Origin of the sequence: Maribacter zhoushanensis, from assembly GCF_029350975.1 — a bacterium.
GTDB classification, from domain to species: domain Bacteria; phylum Bacteroidota; class Bacteroidia; order Flavobacteriales; family Flavobacteriaceae; genus Maribacter; species Maribacter zhoushanensis.
The window spans coordinates 874,407-900,699 of the sequence record NZ_JARKMR010000001.1 but is presented as its reverse complement, the minus strand read 5'-3'; the positions used below and the strand labels follow the sequence as shown (position 1 = coordinate 900,699).

Sequence of the window (26,293 nt, the reverse complement as noted above, 5' to 3'; positions counted from 1 at the left end):
ACATTTAAGAGCACCAACCAAACCGATTACAATGCTCAATTTTAAAAAAAATCTAAAAAATTTAGGACCAGGACTTCTATTCGCCAGTATGGCCATAGGTACTTCTCATCTTGTTTTATCTACAAAAGCAGGGGCTCAATATGGTTGGCTAATGGTTATTCCTATCATTTTAGCTAACGTTTTAAAATACCCTTTCTTCGAATTTGGTGTTCGCTATACCAACGTCACAAATAAAACCCTAATAGAAGGCTATTTAAACCGCGGTAAAGGCTATTTGTGGTTTTATGCCCTAATTACCCTAGTAACTACATTCACCATCTTAGCCGCTTTATATACAGTTACCGCAGGGCTGTTTATCAATCTATTTGGTGTTGGCCACAGCTCTATAGCCATGGTGGCATTAATTCTATTTTTAATTATAAGCGCCCTACTCATTTTTGGTAAATACAGGTTTTTGGAAATCAGTTTAAAATTTGTGGTCAGCATACTGTTTATTGCTTTATTAGTGACTACAATTCTAGTTTTAGCTAAAGGACCTGATACACATGTACCGGGTTTTAAACCCCAGCCCGTTTTTAACGAAGTAGGAATATTATTCTTAATAGGATTAATAGGATGGATGCCTACTAGCGTAGAAGCCTCTAGCTGGATCAGTTTATGGAGTATAGAAAAATGGAAGACTCAAAATAAACCCAGCTTAAAAGAATCGCTACAAGAATTTAATATCGGATATACCATTACAGCCGTACTAGCCATATTCTTCATGATAATAGGATGGTTTACCCTTTACGGAACAAACATTCAACTTAGCAACAATGCCGTAAGTTTTGCAGATCAGGTAGTCCGCTTGTTTACTCAACACATAGGATCATGGGCATATCTATTTATTGCTATTTCCGCATTTGCCACTATGTTCAGTACTTGTATGACCGCACATGATGCTTTAGCCAGAGTAAGCCTCGACATTATTACTTTGTTAAAACCAAAAAGCAATTGGTTTTCCACCAAAGCGGCATTTGCTTTAGGAGTATTAGTTCTAACCTTAATTAATTTTGTAGTTATAGCAGCGTTTAGTGCCAATATGGGTAATCTGGTAGCATTGGCAACATTTGTATCTTTCGTTGTTGCACCAGTTATTGGCTATATGAATTTAAAGAATGTAACCAGCAAGGACATAGACCCTAAATTTCAACCAGGTAAGAAATTAAAATTCCTTACCTACGCAGGTATTCTATTCTTATCTTGTTTTGCACTGTATTATTTCTATATCATAATTACCAAATAGCATAGAAACAAGTACCGTCTATTCTACAACGAACAATGTACGCTCATTCTGTTTATGAAGAAAATCTAAACAATAAGCACCATTAACACAATTATTTACAATATTTTCTTCACCGTAACCTGTTGCCTCAATAATATTATTTGAATTCAACCCATTACTCAAAAGATAATTTTTAATTACATCAGCTCTTGCTTGTGATAGTCTTTTATTAGATGAAGTACTTCCTCTAGTATCTGTATACGATTGTATTCTTAATCTCATCTGAGGAAAACGTACAACGGCATCTACAACTTTCTTAAGCTCATTCTCCACTTGAGGATTTATTACCGACTTGCCCTTATCAAAATAGAACTTGTTCAGCTTAATTACCGTTTTATCTTCTCTTTGTGTTACCAAGTCTTCCATTCTTGCAAGCCCCATGTTATAAGACGTGTTTTGAATCTCTTCCATACCTTCTTCAGAATATGTAGTTGAGAAAATGGAATAACCGTCGTTCGTTGCCTGTATAGTCACTTGAGACATCCACGGAACTTCTACCCTAAAACTACCGTCATCACCTGCAATAACTTCTTTTAAAACATCACCTTGTTGATTCAATAATCTCACTTGAGCACCTTTTAACCCTACTTTATTTCTAAGATTAACAACTTTACCTCCTAGAGCAAATGTTTTTAAACCTGGTGCATTTTTAAGTTGAAAACCGTAAAGATCATCCCCACCTTTTCCTCCTGCTCTATTAGATGCAAAAAATCCAGACAATCCTGTATTTTCCACATTTTGTATAATGAATCCAAAATCATCTTCTTTTGAATTAATTCCCTCTCCAAGATTTACCGGTATGGTGTACGCATCATTTGGTAACATGTTAGATTTGTAAATGTCCATTCCTCCTAGACCATAAAAAATATCCGAAGAAAAGTACAAACTACCATCAAATACATATGGAGCAATCTCGTTACCCGGAGAGTTTATTCTAGGACCTAAATTAATAGGCGCAGACATTATCTGACCATTATTAGTGTACACATAATACAAATCTGTACCACCATAGCTATCATCAAAGTTTGCAGCAAAGTATAAACGCTCAGTAGCATCATCAAAGAAAGGATAGTAAAAGGAAGTACTTAGATCTTTTAGTATAAATCTAAATCTGTTATTTTTTGTAAGCGTACCAATTGCCAAAGCATTTTTACCATTTTCATTATACCTAAGCTCACCATCTTCTTCATTGGATAAGATATAGAAAAACGTTTCCAATTTTTCTGAATAGTATGGTGTTGATTTATGAAAATCTGTCGCTGGTATCTCCTTAAAAGTTTCAACATCTACTAAAGTATTGCTAGAACTTAATCTCGCAAAATAGATATCTAAATAAGATTCTCCTGTAGGTTCGTATACATTTTTACTATTTCGCCCTCTACTACTACTAAACAATATTCCATTCTTATAAAATGCCGGCGAAAAATCTCCTTGAGCACTGTTTACCCCCAAATCACGTATTACACTGTTATCTGTATTTGAAGGAATTTCCAATAAACTATAATTAAACTCCGCATTTTCTAAAAGTTCAGGAGATAATTTGTCCGCTTTCGACTTTAAAAACATTTTTACCCTATCTCTTGCAGAGTTTTTAGAGAGACTCTGCAGCATTTTATTAAATCTGTTAACAGACATAATGGTGTCGTTCTTATTCACCTTTAGATAAAGCTCAGAAGCATTATCATAACTGCCCGTACTAAAATAAGAATCTGCAAGGTTCAATAACTGATGATTGGTCAAAGAATCTTTTTGCATTTCACTTTTATAAGCTTCAATGGCTTTTTCGTATTGATAGCCATAAAATAGGTTATCGGCTTTAGACTTCTTGTCTTGGGCTAAACCTAGAAATGGTACAAAAACTAGTATTACTATGATTAATTTAAATTTCATTTTCGTTCACTTTAAAAGAATCTAGGCGAATCTACTTGTTTAGGTTTACCTTTTGCATTCTTATCACTACTACCTTTTGTTTTCGAAGGACCTTTTCTACCTAAATAAAATTTAAGTATAATCTCATGAGAGCCATTATTGAATTCTCCAAGTAAGTTTGTGTTATAATCATATGAATACCCTGCAAACAAAGAATTGGATATTTGAAAACCCGCCAAACCACTAAAGGCATTATCTATACGATAGGATACACCTGCGGTAACCACATCAGAAATCAAGAAATTACTTGATAAGTTAACATTGACCGGTGAACCAGCAATAGTATTTACTAAAAAAGCCGGTTTAAATTTTAAATTATCGGAAAGCTCAAAAACATAACCACCTATAAAATTAAACTGAATCTTATCCTCTACTACAGATGCTATCTCGTCATTATACACTCCTTCTGTCAAAAAATTAGGAACCGACGCACCTAAATACCAATCTTCTGAGTATAAGAACGCACCTGCACCTACGGTTGGGTAAAATTTAGTCAGCATTTCTTGACTTAAATCTTCTCCTGGATTTTCAAAAGTTCCTTTAGAAAAATCAACATTCAAGAAAGAACCACCAGCATCAATACCAAAAGATAATTTAGTTTCATCAGTAACCTTTATTTGGTATGAATATGAAATATCTGCGTAAGTCTGTGTAGCAGGACCTAATTCGTCGTTTACAATATTAATACCCAAACCTACTTTTTCATTCTGAAAAGGGAGATTGGCACCAAAACGAAACGTTCTTGGCGCACCGGGTACGTCTATCCACTGAGCTCTGTATAAACCAGAAAATTCAGGGTTTTCTACCGTACCAACATAAGCCGGGTTAAAACTACCAATATTATACATGTACTGCGTGTACTGCGGTTCTTTCTGTGAAAATGCATTAAAGCTTAACAGAGAAAATAGTACCAAAGCAATAGTATAACTCGATTTATAAAAGTTATAATCCATAATTTATTTTATCTAATAAGCTGTATCCAACCCTTATCCAGTACGGCAGGTTGATTATTAATACTATAATTCATGATGTAAAAATATGTTCCCTTTGGCGCTTCTTTACCTTCATAAGTACCGTCCCAAACATCGCCATCATTTACTTTTTCAGTTTCAAAAACAAGATTTCCGTAACGATCGTAAATTTTAATTTTGTATTGTAAATTAACTTCTACCTGTACACCAGTATCCGGATCGGTCATGGTTCTATTAATACGAAGAACCTCATTCTGGTTATTTCCATTTGGCGAGAATTGATTAAAAAGAAACCCTGGATCGGCGGCACTTTTCTCAATTACCTCAACCTCAACTGTAGCTTCGTTATTTTCAGTATTACCATCTCTAGGTGTTGACCTTATGATATTAGCCGTATTCGTAAATACGCCAATTGAAGGAACCCTTGCCCTAATCACCAATGTAGCGGTCTCTTCCCTATTTAAGGAAGGAATATTCCAATTACCGGATAGTTCATCGTAAGTTCCGTTAAGGTCAGACTCCGCAGAAACAAATTCAAATCCGTTTTCTACTGAAATTAAGTCATTGACAACAATATCAGTAACCACATCAGATTCAGAAATATTCGTTACCCTGATAATAAACTCTACTTCATCGCCAACCAATGCAGTATCAGGGCGTGCTTCTTTTTCTATCTTCAGATCCACACCTTCTGGAGCTTCTGTACTTAATTCAACAGTTGCTTCATCATTTTCAGGATTATCATCCGAAGGAATAGACTCTAACAATACGGCTGTATTAGTATAAGGACCTTGCTCTGCAACTACAACGGTAATCGACAACTCTAAAGATATACCTGCTGCAAGTTCTGAAATAGTCCAATTACCCGATACCTCATCATATTCAGTAGCCTCAGGAGTATCTGCCGAAACAAAATCAAAACCTAATTCTAAAAGGTCTCCAACAACAATAGCCCGTGCTGTTCTATCAGATAAGTTGGTAAGCAATATTTTAAATATAATGGTATCGCCAATTAAAGCATCTATATTATCAACAGATTTCAATACCTCTAAATCTATTGGGTCATCGCAATTAGGTGTTGCCACAGGATCACAAGGATCGTCTGGATCAGATTCATTAGTTTGTTCATCTAAATCTGATATTCCGTCACCATCCGTATCACAACTACCATTAAAACGGTTAGGAATACATGGATTATTATTTGCTGGATCTTGTTGATCGTTCACTCCGTCATTATCCGCATCTGCCGTATTAGAATCTAGCGCATCTATAATTCCGTCGCCATCATCATCTAAAGGATTATCGATATTATCACCAACCTCAATACCATCATCAATACCATCACCATCAGTATCAGCATCGTTGGAATCTGTACCAAGAGTTACTTCTTGACCACCTAAAAGACCATCATTATCATCATCGGTTTCACAATCACTTACGTTTATGATTACTTCTACGGTAGGGTTTTCACAAGGTGCCGTAGAATTTGTTGTTGTATAGCTAAATATATAAGCACCAGAAGTAGCACCTTCAAATTCCACAACGTTGGTAGAACTAATATCAACACTGGTTTCAGGACCAGAAACAAAAATCCAAACTCCGGGATCAGCACCAGAAAGTCTCGTATCTAAATCAATCGCTGTAAGTCCGTTAGCAGCTACATTACAGATAGAACCATTTGTTGCCGTTCCTGTAGTAGCTTGAACACCTATTCTTGCAACAACTGGTTGCCTTTCAGTGGTACATTCATTTTCTGTTGCCTCTACATAATAGGTAGCAGTAGCGTTCAAAGATGGAGTTGTAAATGTTTCGCCCATCGCAATTGGAGTAACAGCATCTAAAGAATCGTACCAATTTACAGAAGCACCATCAGTGGGCTCAACACTTAAAAGTAAAGTTCCTGGTCCACAACGTTCGTTATCATTGATTACAGTTAATTGTGGCAACACATTACGAACAATCTGTACTTCTATAGTTCCACTTGCGCAATCATTGGCTTCATCATAGAAAAAACCATAATATGAAGCAGGTAAATCTACATCTTGAGCTTCTGCAACCGTTAAGTGAGAATTTGTATTTAAAGGATTTGAAACCCTACTCCAAGTTAAAACTGTACCGGTTGGAGCCGTACTACTTGTAAAATCGAATAAATTCGCAGAAAAATCATCTCCTGCCGCTTCTACGCAATAAATATTGGAAACCGAAGTATCTAACGTAGGAGCTGCAACACAATTATCGTCATCTTGAATTGTTCCCGTAGCAGTACCACTATTTGCGCGTTGCACATTATTGGTAGGCAAACCTATTTGGACAGTGAAGATTTCAGTATTCTCTAAAATAGCGTCATTAGTGATAGGCACTGTAATTTGTTGAATCTCTCCCGCATCACCAACAAAAGTTAGAGAACCATTGGTTCCTGTATAATCTTCACCTTCTGTAGCCGTATCATCTGTAAAGGAATAAGTTACGGTTGTACCACCTACAACTTCCAAATCCAATTCTACATCAAAAACCATTTCACCATCAGCATCATCTTCATTTAATGATTCGTCTGAAATTGTCAATGTTGCCTGATCATTATCATCAATTTCAACTGTAGCCGCTCTCGTAGCTGCAGCTCCCAGAATATAACCAGTTCCCGCAGTTAAAGTTATTATGACTGTTTCAGTACCCTCTTGAATTGCATCATTAATCGGTAAAATTTCTATTTCAACCTCTTGTTCATTAACCGGAATACTTACGGCATTTTCATTTATTTCGTCAAAATCCACATCATTATCAGCTGTTCCTGTAATGTTATAATTAACAATTATTGGACCGCTAGTATTGTTGGGAGCACTTAAACTTACGGTAAATTCTCCGGTTGAATTTGCTCCACTGCTTTCTGCAGCAGTACCATCTGAGGCTGTAATTTGAGCAACATTAGTATCGTCACTTACGATTACCACTGTAGCACTATCCGGACCGCCAACCGTATAATCAGGACCATCTACTAATGTTAAAATAACTGTTTCGTTTGTTTCAATATCAGTATCATTAATTGGCGTTAGCGTAATAGTACCTGTACTTTCGCCTTCTTCAATAGTAACCGTACCTGAAAGAGCTGTAAAATCATCACCTTCATCTGCTGTACCACTAACGGCGTATTCAATTTCAATGGGTGCTCCGGTAGCATTTATCTTATCTACATCAACTGTAAAAACACCTACACCTAAAGGACTTTCATTAGCTGTGGCATCTGTAGATTCAATAGAGGCTTCAAAAATATCATTATCTATAATGGTAACCGTATCCGTATCTGGAGTACCAATTGAGTAAGAATCGCTATTTACATCGTCCAATTCTATGATAACTGATTCAGTAATCTCAACCAAGTCATCATCATTAGGTATAATATTAATATTTGATGCTATGGCACCATCTGCAATAGTCGCGTTTCCAGTAATTGTAAAATCTTGACCCGCTCCCAAACCTGCGTCACCAGTTAAAGTATAACCAACAACAACATTTGCTCCTGTATTATTCCGCTCACTTAATTCAACTCTGAACCTCCCATAATCGGCAGCTATAGCAGCTCCTTCCTCAGTTTCAGGTCTATTCGCTATTACAGAAACTTCACCAAAATCATCATCTTCAATCAATACGGTTGCCTCATCATTTGCACCTACCGTATAACTCAAATCCGGCACAAGCTTTATATTAACTGTCTCCGTCCCTTCTACTAATAAATCTTGCAATTCCGTTGAAACATTAATTAAGGCATCACCTCCAAAAAAACCATTATATGCAACATCAACCTCACCACTTAATTGAACATAATCAGCACCCGGAGTTGCCGTACCAATTTCAACATCGTAAAAAACTGTAATAATACCAGAAGATAAAGAAGGGGCTACAGAAACAATGAAACTACCGGGCGTTGTACTTCCCTCAACAGCGTCACTATTATTTTCAACCGAAACTGTTTGAGCCGAACCACTTTGTGTGAAAATCCCAAAAACCAACAATGCAAAAACAAAGAAATATTGCTTACATCGTTTAGTTTTCTGAAAATTCAAAAGACTTTTATATATACTTATTTTCATAGCATTCTTTATCATACCCGCACTCTGACTGGAAAAGTTCTAATCCAAACCAAAAATGAGGGTCTCAATATTACAAAAAAATCAAGGTAAACTGCTCAGAAACAGTTGAAAAAAAGATTTATAGGTTAAATGGTAATATTAAAGAAACATTGGTTACTCTGCCAGCTCTGGGGCTTGTGTGGTAACACTTGGCTCAATTTTTCTTACTAAGCCTTGTAACACCTTACCTGGACCTATTTCCGTAAAAACCGTAGCTCCATCTTTTACCATTTGCTGAACACTCTGCGTCCATTTTACCGGAGCTGTCAATTGCAGCATTAAATTCTTTTTGATCTCCTCAGCATTATTAACCGCGGTTGTCGGTACATTTTGATATATTGGACAGCTAGGTGTCGAGAACGTAGTATTGCCTATTGCAGCAGCCAGTTCTTCTCTAGCAGGTTCCATCAATGGCGAATGAAAAGCCCCTCCAACAGGAAGCACCAAAGCACGTCTAGCACCTGCTTCTTTTAGTTTTTCACAAGCTTCTTCTACTGCCGATACTTCACCGGAAATCACCAATTGACCCGGACAATTATAATTAGCAGCGACAACAATTCCTGAAATTTCTGCACATACTTTTTCAACAACAGCATCTTCCAAACCTAGAACGGCAGCCATGGTAGATGGTTTAAGTTCACAAGCCTTCTGCATTGCCAAAGCACGTTGCGATACTAATTTTAAACCGTCTTCAAAACTTAGAGTATTATTTGCAACAAGAGCTGAAAACTCACCAAGAGAATGACCCGCAACCATATCTGGTTTAAATGCGTCTCCCATTACTTTACTTAAAATAACGGAGTGTAAAAATATAGCAGGTTGGGTTACCTTAGTTTCTTTTAATCCTTCGGCAGTACCTCTGAACATTACTTCGGTAATTTCAAAGCCTAATATTTCATTTGCCTTTAAAAACAACTCTTTTGCAATAGGATATTTCTCATATAAATCTAAACCCATTCCAACAAATTGAGCACCTTGCCCAGGAAAAACATACGCGTTCATAACTTTTAGTTTTGGTGGCTCAAAAGTACATAATTTAGATAGACTGCAACCAATAATTGGTTTTTTGCATCAACCTTTATTCTTTAAACCAACTAGAATACATCGTGTAGGCTTCAGCAATTCTATTAATTTCACTAGAACTTAATTCTGGACTAATATCTTTAATTTTCTTAGCAGGCATACCTGCAAAAATACTTCCAGATGGTACGTGTGTACCTTTTGTAAGAACAGCTCCTGCAGCTATAATACTATTACTTTCCACAATACAGTCATCCATAATTATACTACCCATACCAATTAATACATTATCATGTACAGTACACCCATGTACAAGCGCATTATGCCCTATAGAAACATTATTTCCAATGGTCGTAGGGGATTTTAAATAGGTACAATGAATTACTGCACCATCTTGCACGTTTACTTTATCGCCCATTTTAATAAAATGTACGTCGCCACGTAATACTGCATTGAACCAAACACTACATTGCTTTCCCATACTAACATCACCAACTATTGTAGCATTTTCAGCAATGAAACAATCTTCACCTATAATTGGTTCTTTACCTCTAACAGCTTTTATCATTGTAATTCGTTTAATTAAAATAAGATAGAAAATCTTTCTTTTTAGAAGCGGATACCATTACTTCTTTTCCGTTGGACATAACCACACTACCACCTTTACCTTTTCTATACTTCACCACCTCGTTTACATTTACAAGAAAAGATTTATGTACCCGTGCAAAAGGATAATCGTTTAAAGCATCTTCAAAATACTTTAAAGTTTTGCTTACCAGTATTTTCTTATTTAACAGATAAATTTCCGTATAATTATCATCTGCTTTACAATATAAAATGTCGGCAATATTCAATACTTGAAATCCGTCTTGCTGCGGCAAGGTCAACTTCCCTTCTACCCCTTTAGATTTTGTACTTAACACTTCACCTTCTAAACTTGCCTCCTTTTCACGAACACCTACTACATATTCAACCGCATTGACCAATTCATCTATATTAATGGGTTTTGTTAAATAATACGCGGCATGGTTGTTCAAGGCATCTTTCGCATAATGATCATATGCCGTAACAAAAACGGTTTCAAAAGTCCTATCCGGCAATTGATCCAATAAATCAAAAGCATTACCAAAAGGCATCTCCACATCTAAAAAGACCAGGTCTAGTTCATTATTTTCAATTAACACCAGAGCTTCTTTAATCGATGAAGCTTCACCCAACAAGTTTACATTTGGGCAATACTTAGCAATATAGTTTCTAAGTATTTCTCTACTATTTGCCTCATCTTCTACTAAAATTGCATTTAAGCTCATTTTTCTCTTTTTAAAATGAATAGAACCTTAGTTCCTGTACCATCTGACTGTAAATCTGAAATTTTCATATCCACCTTATCGGTATACATATCGTTTAAAATAGCCACACGTTTTTTAATTATACCCATTCCTTTGGATTTTTGCTTCCGTTGGTTTTGGGTTTTAATCTCTGCAGATTTTTTTCTGCCAATACCATTATCGGTAATAGATATAATTATAGAATCTGTACTATTCTCTTTTATAGTCACCAGTAATTCTCCTTTTTCTTCCCTATATCGTAATCCGTGCCAAATAGCGTTTTCTATATATGGCTGTAATAACATAGGCGGAATTTGAAACTTAGAGACCTGTACATTCTCATCAATATTTATTTGATAATCGAACTTATCTTCAAATCTAGAATGTTCCAATTTTATATAAAGCTCTAACTGCTGCAATTCTTTTTCTAACGGAATAAAGTCTTCTTCAGAATTTTCTAGTACAGAGCGCATTAATTTTGAAAAGTCGCTTAGATACCTATTAGCACTACGTTCATCGCTTTTTGAAATAAAGTTGTTTACCGAATTTAACGCATTGAATATAAAATGCGGATTCATTTGCGATCTCAACGATTTTAAAGCCAATAAGTTGTTGGCCAATTTTTGTTGTTGATTACTACGGTAAAAGAAAAAAGCGGCCAATAAGGTTAATAGAAGCCCAAATATTAAAGAATAAATAACCAACTCTTGTCGTTTGTTACTCTCTTTAACCAACTCTTGCTCTGTTAATGCTAGATCATATTTACTTTGAGATAGTTCTCGTTCTTGTTCTAAACCGGTAAGCCTATTTTGTGCATTTGAAATTTCCCTGTTAAAACGATTTGCCCTGGAAATCTCTTGTTCTTTCCGTACATATAAAGAATCTACCAATGCTACATATGTTTGGTAAGTATCTAAAGCCTTAGTGAAGTCGCCTTTAACCTTATATACCTCAGACAATTTTCTGGTTGCATCTTTTTGCACTACCAAATCATCATCTGAATCTGCTTCAACAATACTTTTTTCTAAAAAAGGTATAGCCTCGTTATACCTATCTTGAGAGATATATGCGTTTGCAATTTTATAGTTTATTCGCTGTGATGTTATTGTATCTCCAAGTTCTAATTTTTTCACGCCAGCATTTGGGGAATTTAGCTTTTTAAGCTCTTGAAGACTGCTTTTACGCAAATTAATTTCTTCATTGAACCTATTTTTTGTGTTGTAAAAATCAGCTACTTTTTCTTTCTCTTGCAAAGCCCTTTTGGGTGCAGATTTCGTTGCTAACTCTAAAGAATTATCATAGTAAGCTTCTGCCTCCATATTCTGATCACCTAAAGAATACGTATCGGCTATCTTAGAATTCAAATCGATCATCTTTGATGTAATTTGATTCTTATCCGCTATCAATAAACCTCTATTATAAAAATCTAAAGCTTCTTTTGTTTTACCCAATCCCTTTTTAGCATCACCCAACAACTCATACAGCACAGCACTTTGGCTTGGCGGCATAGATTTAAACTCTAATAAAGGATATAATAAGTCTATACTTTCCTCATACCTAGCGGTTAAATTGAATGCCTTACCTAATAACAATGAAGTAGCAATGGTTTTATTATTCTCTAACGCATCTTCATAATTATCAATTGCTAAATCTAATTGGTTGTGGAATTGATAAATTTCTCCAAGTTTAGAAAGTGACCTTGCCAATTCTTTCTTTCTACCTCTTTTACCTAGTATAGAAATAGATTGTGCTACCAAATCTATACTTCTTTCAATATCTTTAGCTTTATACTCTTCTGCAGAATCTAACAATTGTTGATGTTTTACGGCTATGTCTGGCAAAGACTTAGAACTGCTTCTTACAGATGATGAATCAAAATCTTCAACTAAAATTAAAACATCATCATTTTTCTGCACATCATACCTTAAAGTTTCAATATCATCATGCTGAATAATGAGTTGATCTCCAATTCTAGTATTTATCTCAAATTCTCCTAAACCGTTAGTTATTACATAGTCTCCTAAAGTATTAGATATAGAAACACCAGATATTGGTTTACCTGTATTCCTAACTTCTACCCTACCTTCAAGTTTAAATCGTAGGGCGTCATTTTGCAATTGGGCATGAAGCATATTCCATCCCAAAAGAAAACACAATAATATGTAAACACTATAATTTTTCATCTGCTATAACTACGGTAAACTTAGCTGATTATTGTGGCACTAAAAAATCTCAAATATTGATATCAGTAGTTTTAAACCTATCAATTCATAGGTTTACAAACGCTATGCCCCACTTTACTAACTGAAATGTTCCGTTCCCTCATTATCGTTATTACAAGAAATACTTTGCCGTTAGTTTAGCTCTGAATTTAAAACGAAAACGATGAAAGCAATTAAACAACTAGGATCAATAGGCATAGCACTACTAACATTATCTACCGTTTATGCCTGTAATATTACGGAAAAGAAAAAACCAATTGAACTAATTGCACATGCAATAGATACAGAAGATTCAAAAGAAGCCAATATTGTTCAAATTGCATTGTTATTGGATACCAGTAATAGTATGGATGGATTAATAAATCAAGCAAAATCTCAGCTATGGGATATTGTAAATGAATTTAGTTATGCCAAATGTGGCAATGATACTAGACCAAATTTACAAATTGCATTATACCAATACGGTAACGACAACCTTTCTGCAAATGAAGGGTATATTCAACAAGTACTTGGTTTTAGTAGTGATTTAGATGAGATTTCAGAAAAGCTATTTTCATTGACTACCAATGGTGGCGAAGAATATTGCGGCAAGGTATTACAGACCTCTTTACACCAATTACCTTGGAACAAGAATCCTGATCTTCTTCGTATGATATTTATTGCAGGTAATGAACCTTTTAATCAAGGAAGATATAATTACAAAACTGCATTGGCCAATGCGAATGAAAAAGATGTAGTAGTAAACACCATCTTTTGCGGAAATTATGAATTGGGAATTAATACCGATTGGAAAAATGGTGCATCTATTACCGGTGGAGAGTATATGGCTATTGACCACAACAAGAAAGTTGTTCATATTAATACTCCATATGACGATATCATCATTAAATTGAACTCTAAATTAAACACCACTTACATTTCATATGGCTCTATGGGCAAATCAAAAATTATTGCACAAGAAGTTCAAGACAGCAATGCCTTAGAAATGGAAGAAGCGGTTGCCGTTAAAAGAGCGGTAAGCAAAAGCTCAAGACTGTACAATAATAAAAAATGGGATTTAGTAGATGCGTATGATGATGCCGAATTTGAAATTAGCTCAGTAGAAAATAACGAACTACCTGACGAGTTACAGGGCAAAAGCGAAAATGAGATCAAAATATATGTTGAATCTAAAAAGACCGAAAGAGAAGAGATTCAAAAAGAAATACAAGCGTATAATACGAAACGATTAGCCTATATTTCTGAACACCAAAAAGATGAAAAATCAGGCGAGCTTGAGAATGCTATGATTAAAGCAATAAAAAAACAAGCAAAGACTAAAAACTATACTTGGCAATAGAAAAATACTAGGTCTGCACAACTTCGTGTTGACCTTATTTTAATTTGCTGCAGGGCAATAACAATCGTACTTACGCCCTGTTTGACCGAAATCATAACCTAAGGTAATTTGGTGAAAACCTCCATTGTCAAAACGGATATCGCCCATTTGATACGAATAGTTGTAAGAAACCATAAAGTTATTAATGTTAGCACCAACTATAGGTGTTATCAACTGTAATCGCTGTTCGCCAAAAGTACCATTATCTTGAAACTGGGCACCATCAAAACTTCTTCTATAAGAGATACCTCCCCAAATACGACCAAAATCTACATCTTTATAAACTTTAGCGTTCATATCAATAGTTTTCTCCTTGGTAAATTCTGTCAATTGAAACAACACAGAAGGTTCAAATTGCCATTCGCTTCTACCAAAGACATAACCGGTAGAAATTAAAAATCTTCTAATATTATCGATTACCAATTGATCTGGATTATCTTGTCTGTCTCTGTAATAAACATTTCTTTTACTTCCTGTAAGTGCATTGGTAACTGCAAAATGGGTATAAAATTCTTGATAATTATAAGATATACCTATATCGACATTAGAATAAGATGAACTAAGCTTAATTCCTGAAACTGCAGGATCCGGCGTAGTAGACCTAAATTCTGTCTCGTCTAAACTACTTTGTAAAATTGTAGCACTTAAACCAAAAGAAAGTTGATTCAAAACTCTTACATCATTACTTCCCATTCTTAAATGATGTGCATAAGTTAACTTTAAACCTGTTTGAGAATGGTACCCATTGGCATCATTAAATACAATTGCCCCTATACCACTTGGCGAATCTCCTAACCTAAAATGAGCATTTATGGTTTGTAAACTTGGTGCATCATCAACATCGAACCATTGCTTTCTAGCCGTAGCCCTAACTTTTCCTCCTTCACTAATACCTGCCATTGATGGAAAAACTAAATAGTAGTTATCTGATAAATAATCAAAATACACGGGTATACCTTCTTGTGCTGTAGATTTAGAACCTACAAAAAGGAAAATCATTATCAATAAAAAGTTGTATTTCATCTCGGGATGTTAAAACTAGGATTAGTTTCGCTATTACAAAGTTAATAACGAGTTAACCTCAACATTATTATGTACTGCGAAACTAAGATTTCCTTTGTATTTTTGTATAAAATTTTTGATGAAATGAAAGAGTATTCGATTACGGTCGTAAAGACCAATAACCCAAATATATTAAAGTTCGAAACTAATCACATTTTAGTTCAACGAAAGAATTACGAATTCAAGAACATTGACGATGCTAAAAATTCACCATTAGCACAGCAATTATTCCATTTACCTTTTATTAAAACGGTATACATATCAGGTGATTTTATAGGGCTTGAACGTTATGATATTGTTCAGTGGGAAGATGTAAAAGATGAAGTCGCACAACAACTGGTTGAGTATTTAAATGCCGGCGAACCTATAGTTATAGAAGAAGACATGGATAAACCCGTACCGGTAACGGTCTATGCAGAGGTTACCCCTAATCCTTCTACCATGAAATTTGTTGCGAGCAAGAAAATTGTAGCGTCTGCTTTCGAATTTAAAAATATTGATGAAGCCAGAGATTCTAAATTAGCTACAGAGCTATTTCAGTTCCCATTTGTGAAGCAAGTTTTTATTGATGAGAATTACGTTTCTGTTTCTAAATTTGAGGTTGCAGAATGGGATGACATCACTATTGAATTACGTGAAGTAATCAGAAACTTTATTGCTGACGGTAAAGAGATTGTAGCAGATAATGCAAAGGCAATTGGTGAAGAAGCTCAGGTTTCAGAAACAATATCGGCAGAAAACACTACTGAACTTGACGAAACATCTCAAGAAATTGTTGATATTTTAGAAGAATATGTAAAACCGGCAGTAGCTAGTGACGGAGGTAACATTATGTTTAAATCATATGATACTGAAAGTAAAACGGTAAATGTTATTTTACAAGGTGCTTGTAGCGGATGTCCTTCTTCGACCTTTACCCTTAAGAATGGTATTGAAACCATGTTAAAGAATATGATGGGCGATAAAGTGAATGAAGTTGTTGCGTTAAACGGCTAATTATTCATGCAATTGAATTAAACATTGCTATTAGATTTTGTAACTTAGTGAAAATCTAAAAACAATAATTATGGCAGTTTTAAAAGTAATTGAAATATTAGCAAATTCTGATAACGGATGGGAAGACGCAGCTAAAAAAGCGGTGGCAGAAGCATCTAAATCAGTAAAAAATATTAAATCGGTTTACATCAACGAGCAAAGTGCCACCGTTGAAGATGGTAAAATCAAAAATTATAGAGTAAATGTAAAAATCACTTTCGAAGTGAAATAGCAATTACTTAACAGGATTAAAAGCGCCAAAAGGCGCTTTTTTTGTTTTCAAAATAAAAAACACCCCATGCCAACCCCACAAAAGCATACGAACAATCTCATTAAAGAAAGTAGTCCTTATTTACTACAACACGCACACAACCCAGTAAACTGGGAAGCTTGGAACGACGATGTTTTACAAAATGCTAAAGAAGAAAATAAGTTAATTCTCATTAGTATAGGATACGCTGCCTGTCACTGGTGCCATGTTATGGAACATGAGTGCTTTGAAGACGAAGAAGTAGCCGAAACAATGAATGCTCATTTCATCAATATAAAAGTAGACCGAGAAGAAAGACCTGATATTGACCATATCTATATGGATGCTCTGCAAATGATGACCGGTAGTGGTGGCTGGCCATTAAATATCCTTGCCTTGCCAGACGGTAGACCATTTTGGGGAGCAACATTTGTAAAAAAACAAGAATGGATACAAGTCTTAAATCAACTTCAAAAATTATACGTTGATGACCCCAATAAAATTATTGGATATGCTGAAAATATGGCTACGGGATTAAAAGAAATAAATGCAATAACCACAGGTGAAAATCAAGATTTAATTCAAGAATCAGAAATTGATACAATAGTAGCTGATTGGTCAAAATACTTTGACACTTTTTTAGGCGGATACAAACGGGCACCTAAATTCATGATGCCTACAAACCTCATATTTTTAAAGTACTATTCGCATACAAAAAAGGATAATGCCGTAAATGAATATGTAAATACCACGTTAACGAGAATGGCTTGGGGAGGTATTTTTGACCATGTTGGTGGCGGCTTCTCCAGATATTCAGTAGACACAAAATGGCATGTTCCCCATTTTGAAAAAATGCTTTATGACAATGGGCTATTAATTAGTCTTTACGCTAATGCATATGCCGCTACCAAAAATGAACTTTATAAAAATGTAGTAGAAAAAAGTATAGTCTTTCTTGAAGAGGAACTTTTAGATAAGAGCAATGGATTCTATTCTTCATTAGATGCAGATAGTTTAACTGATAATAATAAGCTTGTTGAAGGTGCTTTCTACGTTTGGCAAGAAGAACAGCTTAAACAACTTTTGAAAGATGACTACGCACTTTTTGCCGATTATTTCAACATTAACTCTTATGGGTATTGGGAAGAAGAAAACTATGTATTAATTAGAGATGGCGAAGCATTAGAAATTGCCATGAAACACTCTATTACCAAAATAGAGCTACAAGAAACCATAACTAAGTGTCTTTCTCTATTAAAAATAGAAAGAGAAAAAAGGAACAGACCAAGATTAGATGATAAAATTCTAACATCCTGGAATGGTTTGACCTTAAAAGGTCTAACAGATGCTTATAGATATTTAGAAGATGAAAGGTACTTAAACCTTGCAGTAAACAATGCTAATTTCATTGTAGACAATATGATTACAGCAGCTGGTGGTTTATATCGTAATTTTAAAAATGGAAAGAGTACTATACCTGGTTTTCTTGAAGATTATGCATCCGTTATTGATGGATTTATAGGCTTGTATGAAGTATCATTTAATGAGAAATGGCTTAATCATAGTTTAGAGTTAACACAATATGTAATTGAAAATTTCTCGGATCCAAAAACAGGACTATTCTTTTTTACATCTAAAAATAAAGGAAATCTTATTAGAAAAACTCTAGAAGTTGCAGATAATGTTATTCCATCTTCCAATTCAATGATGGCGCATAACTTGCATAAGCTTTCTAAATACTTTCCTGAAGATAATTTTGACGGTCATTTGCATCAAATAATGAAAAGCATGAAACCATCTATAATTGAAAATCCACAAAATCATGCCAATTGGCTGCATTTGGCACAGCTAATGAGTGAGAATTTCTATGAATTGGTCGTTATCGGTGAAAACTTTGAACTCATATGCAAATCCCTTCTAAAGAACTATTTACCAAACGCTATATTTGCTGCATCAAATGCTAAAATTAGCAACTTACCCTTATTGATGAATAGGTATGTGATGAACAAGACACTCATTTACGTTTGTAATCACGGTAGCTGTCAAATGCCGGTTGAAGAACCTAGCAAAGCTTTAGACCTTGTTTCTCCTATCCTATAGGACTGTTTACTAATTATTTTTACAGGTCTATTATTAGTGGTTAAGTTGCCTTAAAAAAACAAATTATGTTAGATAAAATAATGAATCTGCAAGAACATGCAGATAATGCAATAGCTTGGTTATGGGATGTACTACCTAGTATATTATGGGCAATATTTCTATTAATAGCAGGTACCTATGTTATACGTTTCATAAATAAGATGATACGTAAGTTTTTCGCAAATAAAGACTATGACTTAGCGCTAGAAACATTCTTACAAAGCTTTATAAGTATTGCCTTAAAAATAATATTGTTCATACTTGTGATAACCCAATTAGGAGTTCAAACAAGTTCCCTAGTTGCTATTTTGGCTTCTGCAGGTTTGGCTATTGGTTTAGCCTTACAAGGTTCTCTAGCCAATTTTGCCGGTGGGGTTTTAATTTTATTGTTTAAACCTTTTAGAATAGGAGATTTTATATCTGCACAAGGCGTGGACGGTACGGTAAAGGAAATATCTATTTTCACGACAAAGGTCAGTACTTTTGGAAATCAAATTGCCATTATACCAAATGGTCAACTTTCTAACAACACCATTACCAATTACAATGCACAAGATACAAGAAGAGATAAAATTGACGTAGGTATTGGGTATACGTCTAACATTAAAGAAGCTAAAGAAATTCTTTTAGCCATTTGTAAAGAAAGAGAAACTATACACAAGAATCCCGCTCCTGAAGTATATGTAGGTGAATTAGGTGAAAGTTCAGTAAACCTAACTTTAAGATTTTGGGCTAATAACGGTGATTTTTGGGCGGCTCATTTTTATGTGATGGAAGAAATAAAATATCGCTTTGACGCTGCTGGAATTGAAATACCATTCCCACAGAGAGTAATAACACAGTTGAAAGGTTAATTATATATAATTGGTATAAAAAAAGCCCTTGATAAATCAAGGGCTTTTTTTATAATATCTAAGCTTTAAGATTTTGCTTTCTTAGTTTGAAGCACAAAGTCTTTTAAATAATACGGCTCAAAATAAGCTACATCTTCAAAATTGGAAGCATTAAACTTGTCCGATGATATGGAAGCCATTTCTTTTGCTGATGGCACTACATCGCAATGATAGGTAATAGATTCTAACGGAAATAGTTCTTTTATCTTCTCAGCACCACTACCTAAAAAATGAATGTGTTTTGAATTGATATATTCTTTAAACGAGTTTTCATCTATTACTTCAGCCTTGGTTTCTCTAATTTCATTTAGTTCAGCATCGAATACAGATGAATACACTTCCATACGTCTAGCATCTAAAACAGGTATTAACACTTCATCATTATTAATTTTTACTTGGGATGCCATACTTTTCAATGTAGAAATCGAAATCAGCGGGATGCCTAATGCATAACACAAACCTTTTGCTGCAGAAACACCTATTCTTAGTCCCGTATAAGAACCCGGACCTTTACTGACCGCTACAGCCTCTAAATCTTCCATTTTTAAAGAAGCTTCTTTCATTACCTCTTCAATGAAAATATGTAGTTTCTCTGCATGTGAATAGTTAGCCGAATTCAACTCCTTTATTGCAAGAATTTCGCCTTCTTTAGCAACACATACCGAACAATTAGTTGATGATGTTTCTAGATTTATTATTACGCCCATGTTGCAAAGGTATTACTTACTGTAAAATGAAAAAGCCTGTACACATGAAAATGTTACAGGCTCATCAATTATAATTTTATTTTTTCTACTCCAAAGAAATAGGTATGCCGAAATAGAATTCTAATATTTTTAATCTAAAAATATAATCGTACTTCGTTCTAACTACGTCTGCTTCTGCATTATCAACTCTTGACTGTTCTTGACTAAAATCAAAAGAGTTCATCAACCCAACATCAAAACGTTCTTTAGAGTATTGATACGCTAAACGTCTCGCTTCCAATGTTTTTTCTGCCGCCTCGTACGCCTTATAAAAACTAATTACATTAACATAAGCTTGATTAACATCTGTCTCCAATTCCAGCATGGTTCTTTCATAATCGATTCTAGCCTGATCAACATTAATCTTTGCTCTTTTTATATTATTTCTAACACTGAACCCATTAAAAATAGGAATATTCATTTGAGCACCATAAGATATACCATCATTGATATATAACTGGTCTTTAAACGGAATTGCCTCACCCGTAAATGGGTCATTATTTTGATCAGAATATCTGGTATTATAATTAATGAATGCTCCTACAGTTGGGTATTTTGCACCCTTGGCAATCTCCAGATCTTTTTGAGCTAATTCTATTCCAGACATGGCAAACTTTATATCATTCCTAAAGGTCAATGCCTTATCAAAAATAACCTTTGCTGAATTTTCTAAAATATCGGATGGTGGTATATCGAACTCTTCTTCTGCAATATCAAAATTTTCATAATCTGTAATACCTAACATTTGTGCCAAACTTATTTTAGATATTAGTATCATACTCTCCGCATTAACAATCTGTTGTTCCTGGTCTGCTACTGTAGCCTCAATATTCAACAAATCACCACGAGGTACAACTCCTGAGTTTACCAATTCGCTGGTACGATTTAAATCTTGTAATGATACCGCATTCTGCGCCTTAAAAACCTTAAGAGATTCTTTGTTAGACAATACCTGAAGATACGCATTAGCAACACTTAACTTTATATCATCTTTAAAATCATCTAGTTGATACTGCCCACTTATTACATTAAGCTTTGCTCTTTCTATTTGGTTATAATTTCTAAGACCATCAAATAGGGTTACGGAAGATGTCATACTCCCCGATGCTGAAAATATTGTTGCAGAAACTAAATTGTTTGTCGTTGGATCTAAGGCAAGACCAGTATTTGCAGAAGCACTTAAAGACCCATTTAAGCTTGGCAATAATGCCCCCATGGCATCTGATTGGTCTATTCTTGCACTTTCCAAATTTAATTCAGCTTGTGCTACAGTTAAATTATTTTCTACAGCATATAAAACGCACTCTTCTAAAGTCCATTTCTTTTGTTGCGCCATGCCCATTACAACAGAACATAATAGTAGTAATCCTGTGATTTTTACTTTCATTTTATTCTTTTTTTAAACCAACCTATACATAGGCTGAACGATTCGTTTTTTGATTTGATTGATTATTCTTAATCTTCGCTAGGACCATTGTCTTCACTCTTGGCTTCTAACTTATTCCATATTTTAATTTTGGAATCCTCATCTATTCCTGAAACAATTTCTACATCGATACCATCACTTACACCAAGTTCAAGTTCTCTCTTTTCAAATTCATTCTCTCCTGTCTCTACCTCAACATATGGCTTATTGGTTTCTTTATCAAACTGCAATAATGCCTCCTTAATTGAAAGCACATCTTTCTTTTCTTCTAGAACAATTGCCGCATTTGCACTATAGCCAGCTCTAATATTTGTACTGTCAGACACTACCAAATCTCCTTCTATCTTAAACTGAACAGCACCTTCTTCTTCTACACCTTTAGGTGCAATGAACTTTAATTTCGCATTGAACTTTTCATCTTGTAAAGCACCCATACTAATCTCTAAAGGCATTCCTACCTTTAGCTTTCCTACTTCAGCCTCATCAACTTCACCTTCAAAAATCATTTTAGACATATCTGCTATAAAAGCAATTGTAGTACCATCGTTGAAATTATTACTTTCAATAACTTGATCACCTACCTCTACCGGAATCTCTAACAAAGTTCCTGTTACCGTAGCTCTAATATTAGTATTTGCACTAGACGAACCACCTGCAGAACCAACTCTAATAATTTGATAATCTGCCTGTGCATTCTGTAACTCTTGAGTAGCTTGATCAAAACGCAATTGCAAAGCATTAAAATCTTGACTAGAGATTACCCCTTTGTCAAAAAGTGTTTTATTACGATCATACTCAATCTTTGTATTGCTCAATGATATTTTAGCATTATTAACCCTACCACGCGCTTGATTTAAAGACTGTTCATTTGGTACTACTTTAATTGTAGCAATTAAATCACCCGCTTTAACTTGAACACCTTCTTCTAAGTATACCTTTTGGATGATTCCAGATATTTGAGGTTTTATCTCAATTTCATCTCGTGGTATAACCTTACCGGTAACAACAACCTTGTTAGTAATATCTCTTTTTTCAACGGTTTCCGTTTCATATGTTTTTAAAGGGGTGCTGTTCTTTTTCATGAAATAGACTACTGCAGCCAGTATTCCAAAAACTACTAATCCTATTAATACGTACTTTACATACTTGTTCATGCTCAACTATTTGATTGTTATTTATTCTTTTGTTGTTTGGTCTATTACTCTTCCCTTAAGGCATCAATTGGTTTTATCCTAATAGCTCTATTTGCCGGTATCAATCCTATTAAAACACTGAGACCTACCATTAAAATAAAGGATCCTAAAAATTGCGGTATACTAATCATAAGATTATAAAAGGGCATATCACTGTTATCACCAATCATATTATTCGCGAGTGCTAAAAACCCTATTGCTATGGCAAAACCTACAAAGCCTGCAAATACTGTAATTACAATTGATTCTAATACAATTTGTCTCTTTACCACTTTTGGCGTAGCACCTAAAGCACGTCTAATCCCAATTTCTTTGGTACGTTCTTTTACCGTGATCAACAGGATATTACTAATGGCTATTACGCCAGCGAGCAATGTCAATATTCCCACGAAGAATGATACCCCTTGTAAAACACCTGTAAATGCCGACACGTTATTAAACACTTCAGACATGTCAAAGCTACCAATGGCGCGTTCGTCTGTTGGGTTGATATCATATTTATTTTTCAGCAGACGTTTGATCTGACTTTCTACTACGGGCACCTTAGTATTCGCTTGTACTGAAATAGCCATCCACCCCATTCTGTCACCAGATCCAAATGCTTTTTGGAATGTTGAAAAGGGAATGTAAACCGAATTCTCGCCGTCAATATTTATGTTTTGGTTCGGCTTATAAATACCGACGATATTAAAAAACACTCCGTTTATACGTACATCTTCACCAATGGCATTCTCTCCTTTTTCAAACAGAAGTTTATACGTTTCCTCTCCAATAACACACACCTTTTTAGACTCGGTCATGTCATTTTCATTCAGAAACCTACCTTCTACCAGTTTCTTTTTCATGATATCATCAATGTTAGGATAATCTCCATACACTGCCGATCCACTGGTCAACCCATTTCTATATACCGTTACCACACCTCTATGGCTACCCAATTCTATTCTTGGTGCCAAAACCTCTATTTCAGGAATTTGCTCTTTAAGAATTGTAGCATCTTCAAGTTTAAATTGAATTCTGCGTCCTCTTTCAAATCCTTTATAAGGTTCAGAGGTACTTTGGCTCCAAACAAACAAACTGTTAGATGCCGTACCTGCGAATATTTTCTGAAAGCCGTTGCTCATTCCGTTTGCACCACCCAAAAGCAATACAAGAATTATCATAGCAATAATAACCCCCAACATGGTTAAAAATGTGCGAAATAAGTTTTTACCTAATGTGGCAAAAATCTCTGACCATAAATCTCTATCAAATATCCACATATTATTTATCGCTTAATGCTACAATTGGTTTTACTCTTGCTGCTTTCATTGCCGGAATCAATCCTGCCAATACTCCCGCTACAACTAAGATAATCGTTGCCGTTACTACCATTGACATACTTACTGAAGGATTTGCAAAAGCACCCGTCTTAATACTTGGACCAATAGCGGCCAATAATCCTGTTGCAATTCCCAATCCTATGAATCCAGATAAAGCCGTAATAAAAACAGACTCGAACAATACTAATTTTATAATGGACCATGGCTCAGCACCTAATGCTTTACGCACCCCTATTTCTTTGGTACGTTCTTTAATGATAAAGACCATAATATTACCGATGCCTACAATACCAGATAGTAATATTAAGAGTCCCACTATTATCACGGCAATATCCAAACCGCCGGTGAAGTTGCTGATATCTTCAAAAACCTCTGCATAATTAAAGATTCTAATTCCCGCTTGATCTTGAGGAGCAATTTTAAAACGTCTTCTAAAAACATTTTCTAATCGATCAGAAAATGCCAAGGCCTCAGTTAAATCATAATTAGGATTGTAGGTTAAAGCAATCTGATCAATATGATCCGTTTGCCCATACATTTTTTGATATGTACTGGTAGGCGCATAGATGTTTCGCTCTGCATTATCATCACCGTCATCAGTAAACGTACCGATAACTCTAAAAGGTAAACCATTGAACTCAACAAACTTACCTATAGCATCTTCGTTCTTGAATAGATCTTCCTCTACCTTTCTACCTATTACAGCAACTTTAGAAGCATTTATTAAATCGTTCGCATTTATGAATCGACCCTTATTTACAATAGTCTTTTCAATAGCTTGGTGATCAGGATAAACCGCCTGGATATTATAACTACCTGTTTCGCTTTTATAACGTGCCGATGTATTTTGGTACACCCTAGGACTTATATATTCTACATCATTAGGAAAGCTTCTTTTGATGTATTCAATATCATCATTGGTCATTTGAATTCTTCGTCCGGCTTCAAAACCGCCATAGGCTAAAGACGTAGTACCTGTTCTTACAAAAATAGAGTTGGTAGCATCATCACTAAACTGAAGAGTAAATCCGTTCTGCATTCCTTTTACAGAAGCTAAAAGCAGCACCAAAATAAATATACCCCAACCCACTGAAAATCCGGTAAGGAAAGTTCTAAGCTTGTTGTTGCTTATACTATGGTATATTTCTTGCCAAATGTCTCTATCAAACATATTGTTCGGCTCTTACTTGTTCTATTTTCTTATCCTCAATGATCACCCCATCTTTTAAGTGCACAATACGTTTGCACATATCTGCAATATCTGGTTCGTGGGTTACTATTAAAATGGTATTACCCGCATCATTAATTTTCTGTATCAAGTCCATCACCTCATAAGAAGTCTTACTGTCCAATGCACCTGTAGGCTCATCGGCAAGCAATACTTTAGGTTCGGCAGCTAATGCTCTAGCAATGGCCACACGTTGTTTTTGACCCCCAGAAAGCTCGCTAGGCAAATGACCTGCCCATTCTTTAAGACCAACTTGTTCTAAATATTTTAAAGCCTTTTCTTGACGTTCCTTTCTTGGTACTTTTTGGTAGTATAAAGGCAAGGCAACATTCTCTGCTGCACTTTTATAATTGATAAGGTTGAACGATTGAAAAACAAAACCCAAAAATTTGTTTCTATATCTAGCAGCTTTGGTTTCGTTCAAATCTTTAATGGGAACATTATCTAGAATATATTCTCCAGAATCTGAGCTATCTAACATTCCTAAAATGTTTAATAAGGTAGATTTACCAGAACCAGAAGAACCCATGATAGCTACTAACTCACCTTCTTCAACATTAAAATTTATTCCTTTAAGAACGTGAAGTGAATTCTTGCCCATTTTATAGGACTTGTGAAGATCTTTAATTTGAATCATGTTGGTTGTTGTTTTGAACAATTTTTACACTGTCTATTTATTAGACTATGTTGTGTATTATTTGTT

20 protein-coding genes are annotated in these 26,293 nt (G+C 35.0%); 6 read left to right on the top strand and 14 right to left on the bottom strand.

Features of this window, described 5'->3' with window-relative positions; all coding sequences use genetic code 11:
- Positions 1–31 precede the first annotated feature (31 nt).
- Positions 32–1,285, top strand: coding sequence for an NRAMP family divalent metal transporter (locus PXD56_RS03705; RefSeq protein ID WP_276492001.1), 1,254 nt, complete (start codon positions 32–34; stop codon positions 1,283–1,285).
- Between the two features lie 18 nt (positions 1,286–1,303).
- Here PXD56_RS03705 and PXD56_RS03700 read toward each other — a convergent pair whose 3' ends face one another.
- The 7 genes from PXD56_RS03700 to PXD56_RS03670 all read right to left on the bottom strand — a co-directional run bounded on the left by PXD56_RS03700 (position 1,304) and on the right by PXD56_RS03670 (position 12,879).
- Positions 1,304–3,214: an OmpA family protein gene (locus PXD56_RS03700; protein WP_276492000.1), complete on the bottom strand. Its 1,911-nt coding sequence runs from the start codon at positions 3,212–3,214 to the stop codon at positions 1,304–1,306.
- An 11-nt stretch (positions 3,215–3,225) separates the two neighbouring features.
- Positions 3,226–4,206 carry a PorP/SprF family type IX secretion system membrane protein gene (locus PXD56_RS03695; RefSeq protein WP_276491999.1) on the bottom strand — a complete coding sequence of 327 codons (981 nt, stop codon included), beginning with the start codon at positions 4,204–4,206 and terminating at the stop codon, positions 3,226–3,228.
- Between the two features lie 8 nt (positions 4,207–4,214).
- Positions 4,215–8,309, bottom strand: coding sequence for a Calx-beta domain-containing protein (locus PXD56_RS03690; RefSeq protein ID WP_276491998.1), 4,095 nt, complete (start codon positions 8,307–8,309; stop codon positions 4,215–4,217).
- A gap of 153 nt (positions 8,310–8,462) precedes the next feature.
- Positions 8,463–9,350: an ACP S-malonyltransferase gene (gene fabD, locus PXD56_RS03685; protein ID WP_276491997.1), complete on the bottom strand. Its 888-nt coding sequence runs from the start codon at positions 9,348–9,350 to the stop codon at positions 8,463–8,465.
- A gap of 76 nt (positions 9,351–9,426) precedes the next feature.
- Positions 9,427–9,936, bottom strand: coding sequence for a gamma carbonic anhydrase family protein (locus tag PXD56_RS03680; RefSeq protein WP_276491996.1), 510 nt, complete (start codon positions 9,934–9,936; stop codon positions 9,427–9,429).
- A 10-nt stretch (positions 9,937–9,946) separates the two neighbouring features.
- Positions 9,947–10,678, bottom strand: a complete 732-nt coding sequence (locus PXD56_RS03675; protein WP_276491995.1) for a LytR/AlgR family response regulator transcription factor — start codon at positions 10,676–10,678, stop codon at positions 9,947–9,949.
- Entirely contained in the window at positions 10,675–12,879 is a 2,205-nt protein-coding gene (locus PXD56_RS03670; protein WP_276491994.1) for a tetratricopeptide repeat-containing sensor histidine kinase, read from the bottom strand. Before PXD56_RS03670 ends, PXD56_RS03675 begins: the two co-directional genes overlap by 4 nt.
- 202 nt (positions 12,880–13,081) lie before the next feature.
- On the opposite strand from PXD56_RS03670, the gene PXD56_RS03665 reads away from it, so the two are divergent.
- On the top strand, positions 13,082–14,257 hold the full coding sequence (locus tag PXD56_RS03665; RefSeq protein WP_276491993.1) for a vWA domain-containing protein: 1,176 nt from the start codon (positions 13,082–13,084) through the stop codon (positions 14,255–14,257).
- Positions 14,258–14,296: 39 nt separating this feature from the next.
- On the opposite strand, the gene PXD56_RS03660 is transcribed toward PXD56_RS03665, so the two are convergent.
- A complete protein-coding gene (locus PXD56_RS03660; RefSeq protein ID WP_276491992.1) occupies positions 14,297–15,319 on the bottom strand; it encodes a PorP/SprF family type IX secretion system membrane protein in 1,023 nt (340 codons plus the stop codon).
- Between the two features lie 123 nt (positions 15,320–15,442).
- Here PXD56_RS03660 and PXD56_RS03655 point away from each other — a divergent pair, with 123 nt between their 5' ends.
- The 4 genes from PXD56_RS03655 (at position 15,443) to PXD56_RS03640 (ending at position 19,636) form a co-directional block, all read left to right on the top strand.
- Entirely contained in the window at positions 15,443–16,354 is a 912-nt protein-coding gene (locus PXD56_RS03655; protein ID WP_276491991.1) for a NifU family protein, read from the top strand.
- Positions 16,355–16,424: 70 nt separating this feature from the next.
- Positions 16,425–16,625, top strand: a complete 201-nt coding sequence (locus PXD56_RS03650; protein ID WP_036151958.1) for a dodecin family protein — start codon at positions 16,425–16,427, stop codon at positions 16,623–16,625.
- Between the two features lie 66 nt (positions 16,626–16,691).
- Positions 16,692–18,743: a thioredoxin domain-containing protein gene (locus PXD56_RS03645; RefSeq protein WP_276491990.1), complete on the top strand. Its 2,052-nt coding sequence runs from the start codon at positions 16,692–16,694 to the stop codon at positions 18,741–18,743.
- Between the two features lie 65 nt (positions 18,744–18,808).
- Entirely contained in the window at positions 18,809–19,636 is an 828-nt protein-coding gene (locus PXD56_RS03640) for a mechanosensitive ion channel family protein (RefSeq protein WP_276491989.1), read from the top strand.
- Positions 19,637–19,701: 65 nt separating this feature from the next.
- Here PXD56_RS03640 and tsaB read toward each other — a convergent pair whose 3' ends face one another.
- The 6 genes from tsaB to PXD56_RS03610 all read right to left on the bottom strand — a co-directional run bounded on the left by tsaB (position 19,702) and on the right by PXD56_RS03610 (position 26,227).
- Positions 19,702–20,382: a tRNA (adenosine(37)-N6)-threonylcarbamoyltransferase complex dimerization subunit type 1 TsaB gene (tsaB, locus tag PXD56_RS03635; RefSeq protein ID WP_276491988.1), complete on the bottom strand. Its 681-nt coding sequence runs from the start codon at positions 20,380–20,382 to the stop codon at positions 19,702–19,704.
- 85 nt (positions 20,383–20,467) lie between these two features.
- Positions 20,468–21,808, bottom strand: coding sequence for a TolC family protein (locus PXD56_RS03630; protein ID WP_276491987.1), 1,341 nt, complete (start codon positions 21,806–21,808; stop codon positions 20,468–20,470).
- Positions 21,809–21,876: 68 nt separating this feature from the next.
- Positions 21,877–23,001 (bottom strand): efflux RND transporter periplasmic adaptor subunit, encoded by a 1,125-nt coding sequence (locus PXD56_RS03625; RefSeq protein ID WP_276491986.1) that lies wholly within the window; start codon positions 22,999–23,001, stop codon positions 21,877–21,879.
- Positions 23,002–23,045: 44 nt separating this feature from the next.
- The gene (locus PXD56_RS03620) at positions 23,046–24,302 is read right to left on the bottom strand and encodes an ABC transporter permease (protein WP_276491985.1); all 1,257 of its coding nucleotides are present in this window, start codon (positions 24,300–24,302) and stop codon (positions 23,046–23,048) included.
- A gap of 1 nt (position 24,303) precedes the next feature.
- A complete protein-coding gene (locus PXD56_RS03615; RefSeq protein ID WP_276491984.1) occupies positions 24,304–25,533 on the bottom strand; it encodes an ABC transporter permease in 1,230 nt (409 codons plus the stop codon).
- A complete protein-coding gene (locus PXD56_RS03610; RefSeq protein WP_027064946.1) occupies positions 25,526–26,227 on the bottom strand; it encodes an ABC transporter ATP-binding protein in 702 nt (233 codons plus the stop codon). Before PXD56_RS03610 ends, PXD56_RS03615 begins: the two co-directional genes overlap by 8 nt.
- Between the last annotated feature and the right edge of the window lie 66 nt (positions 26,228–26,293).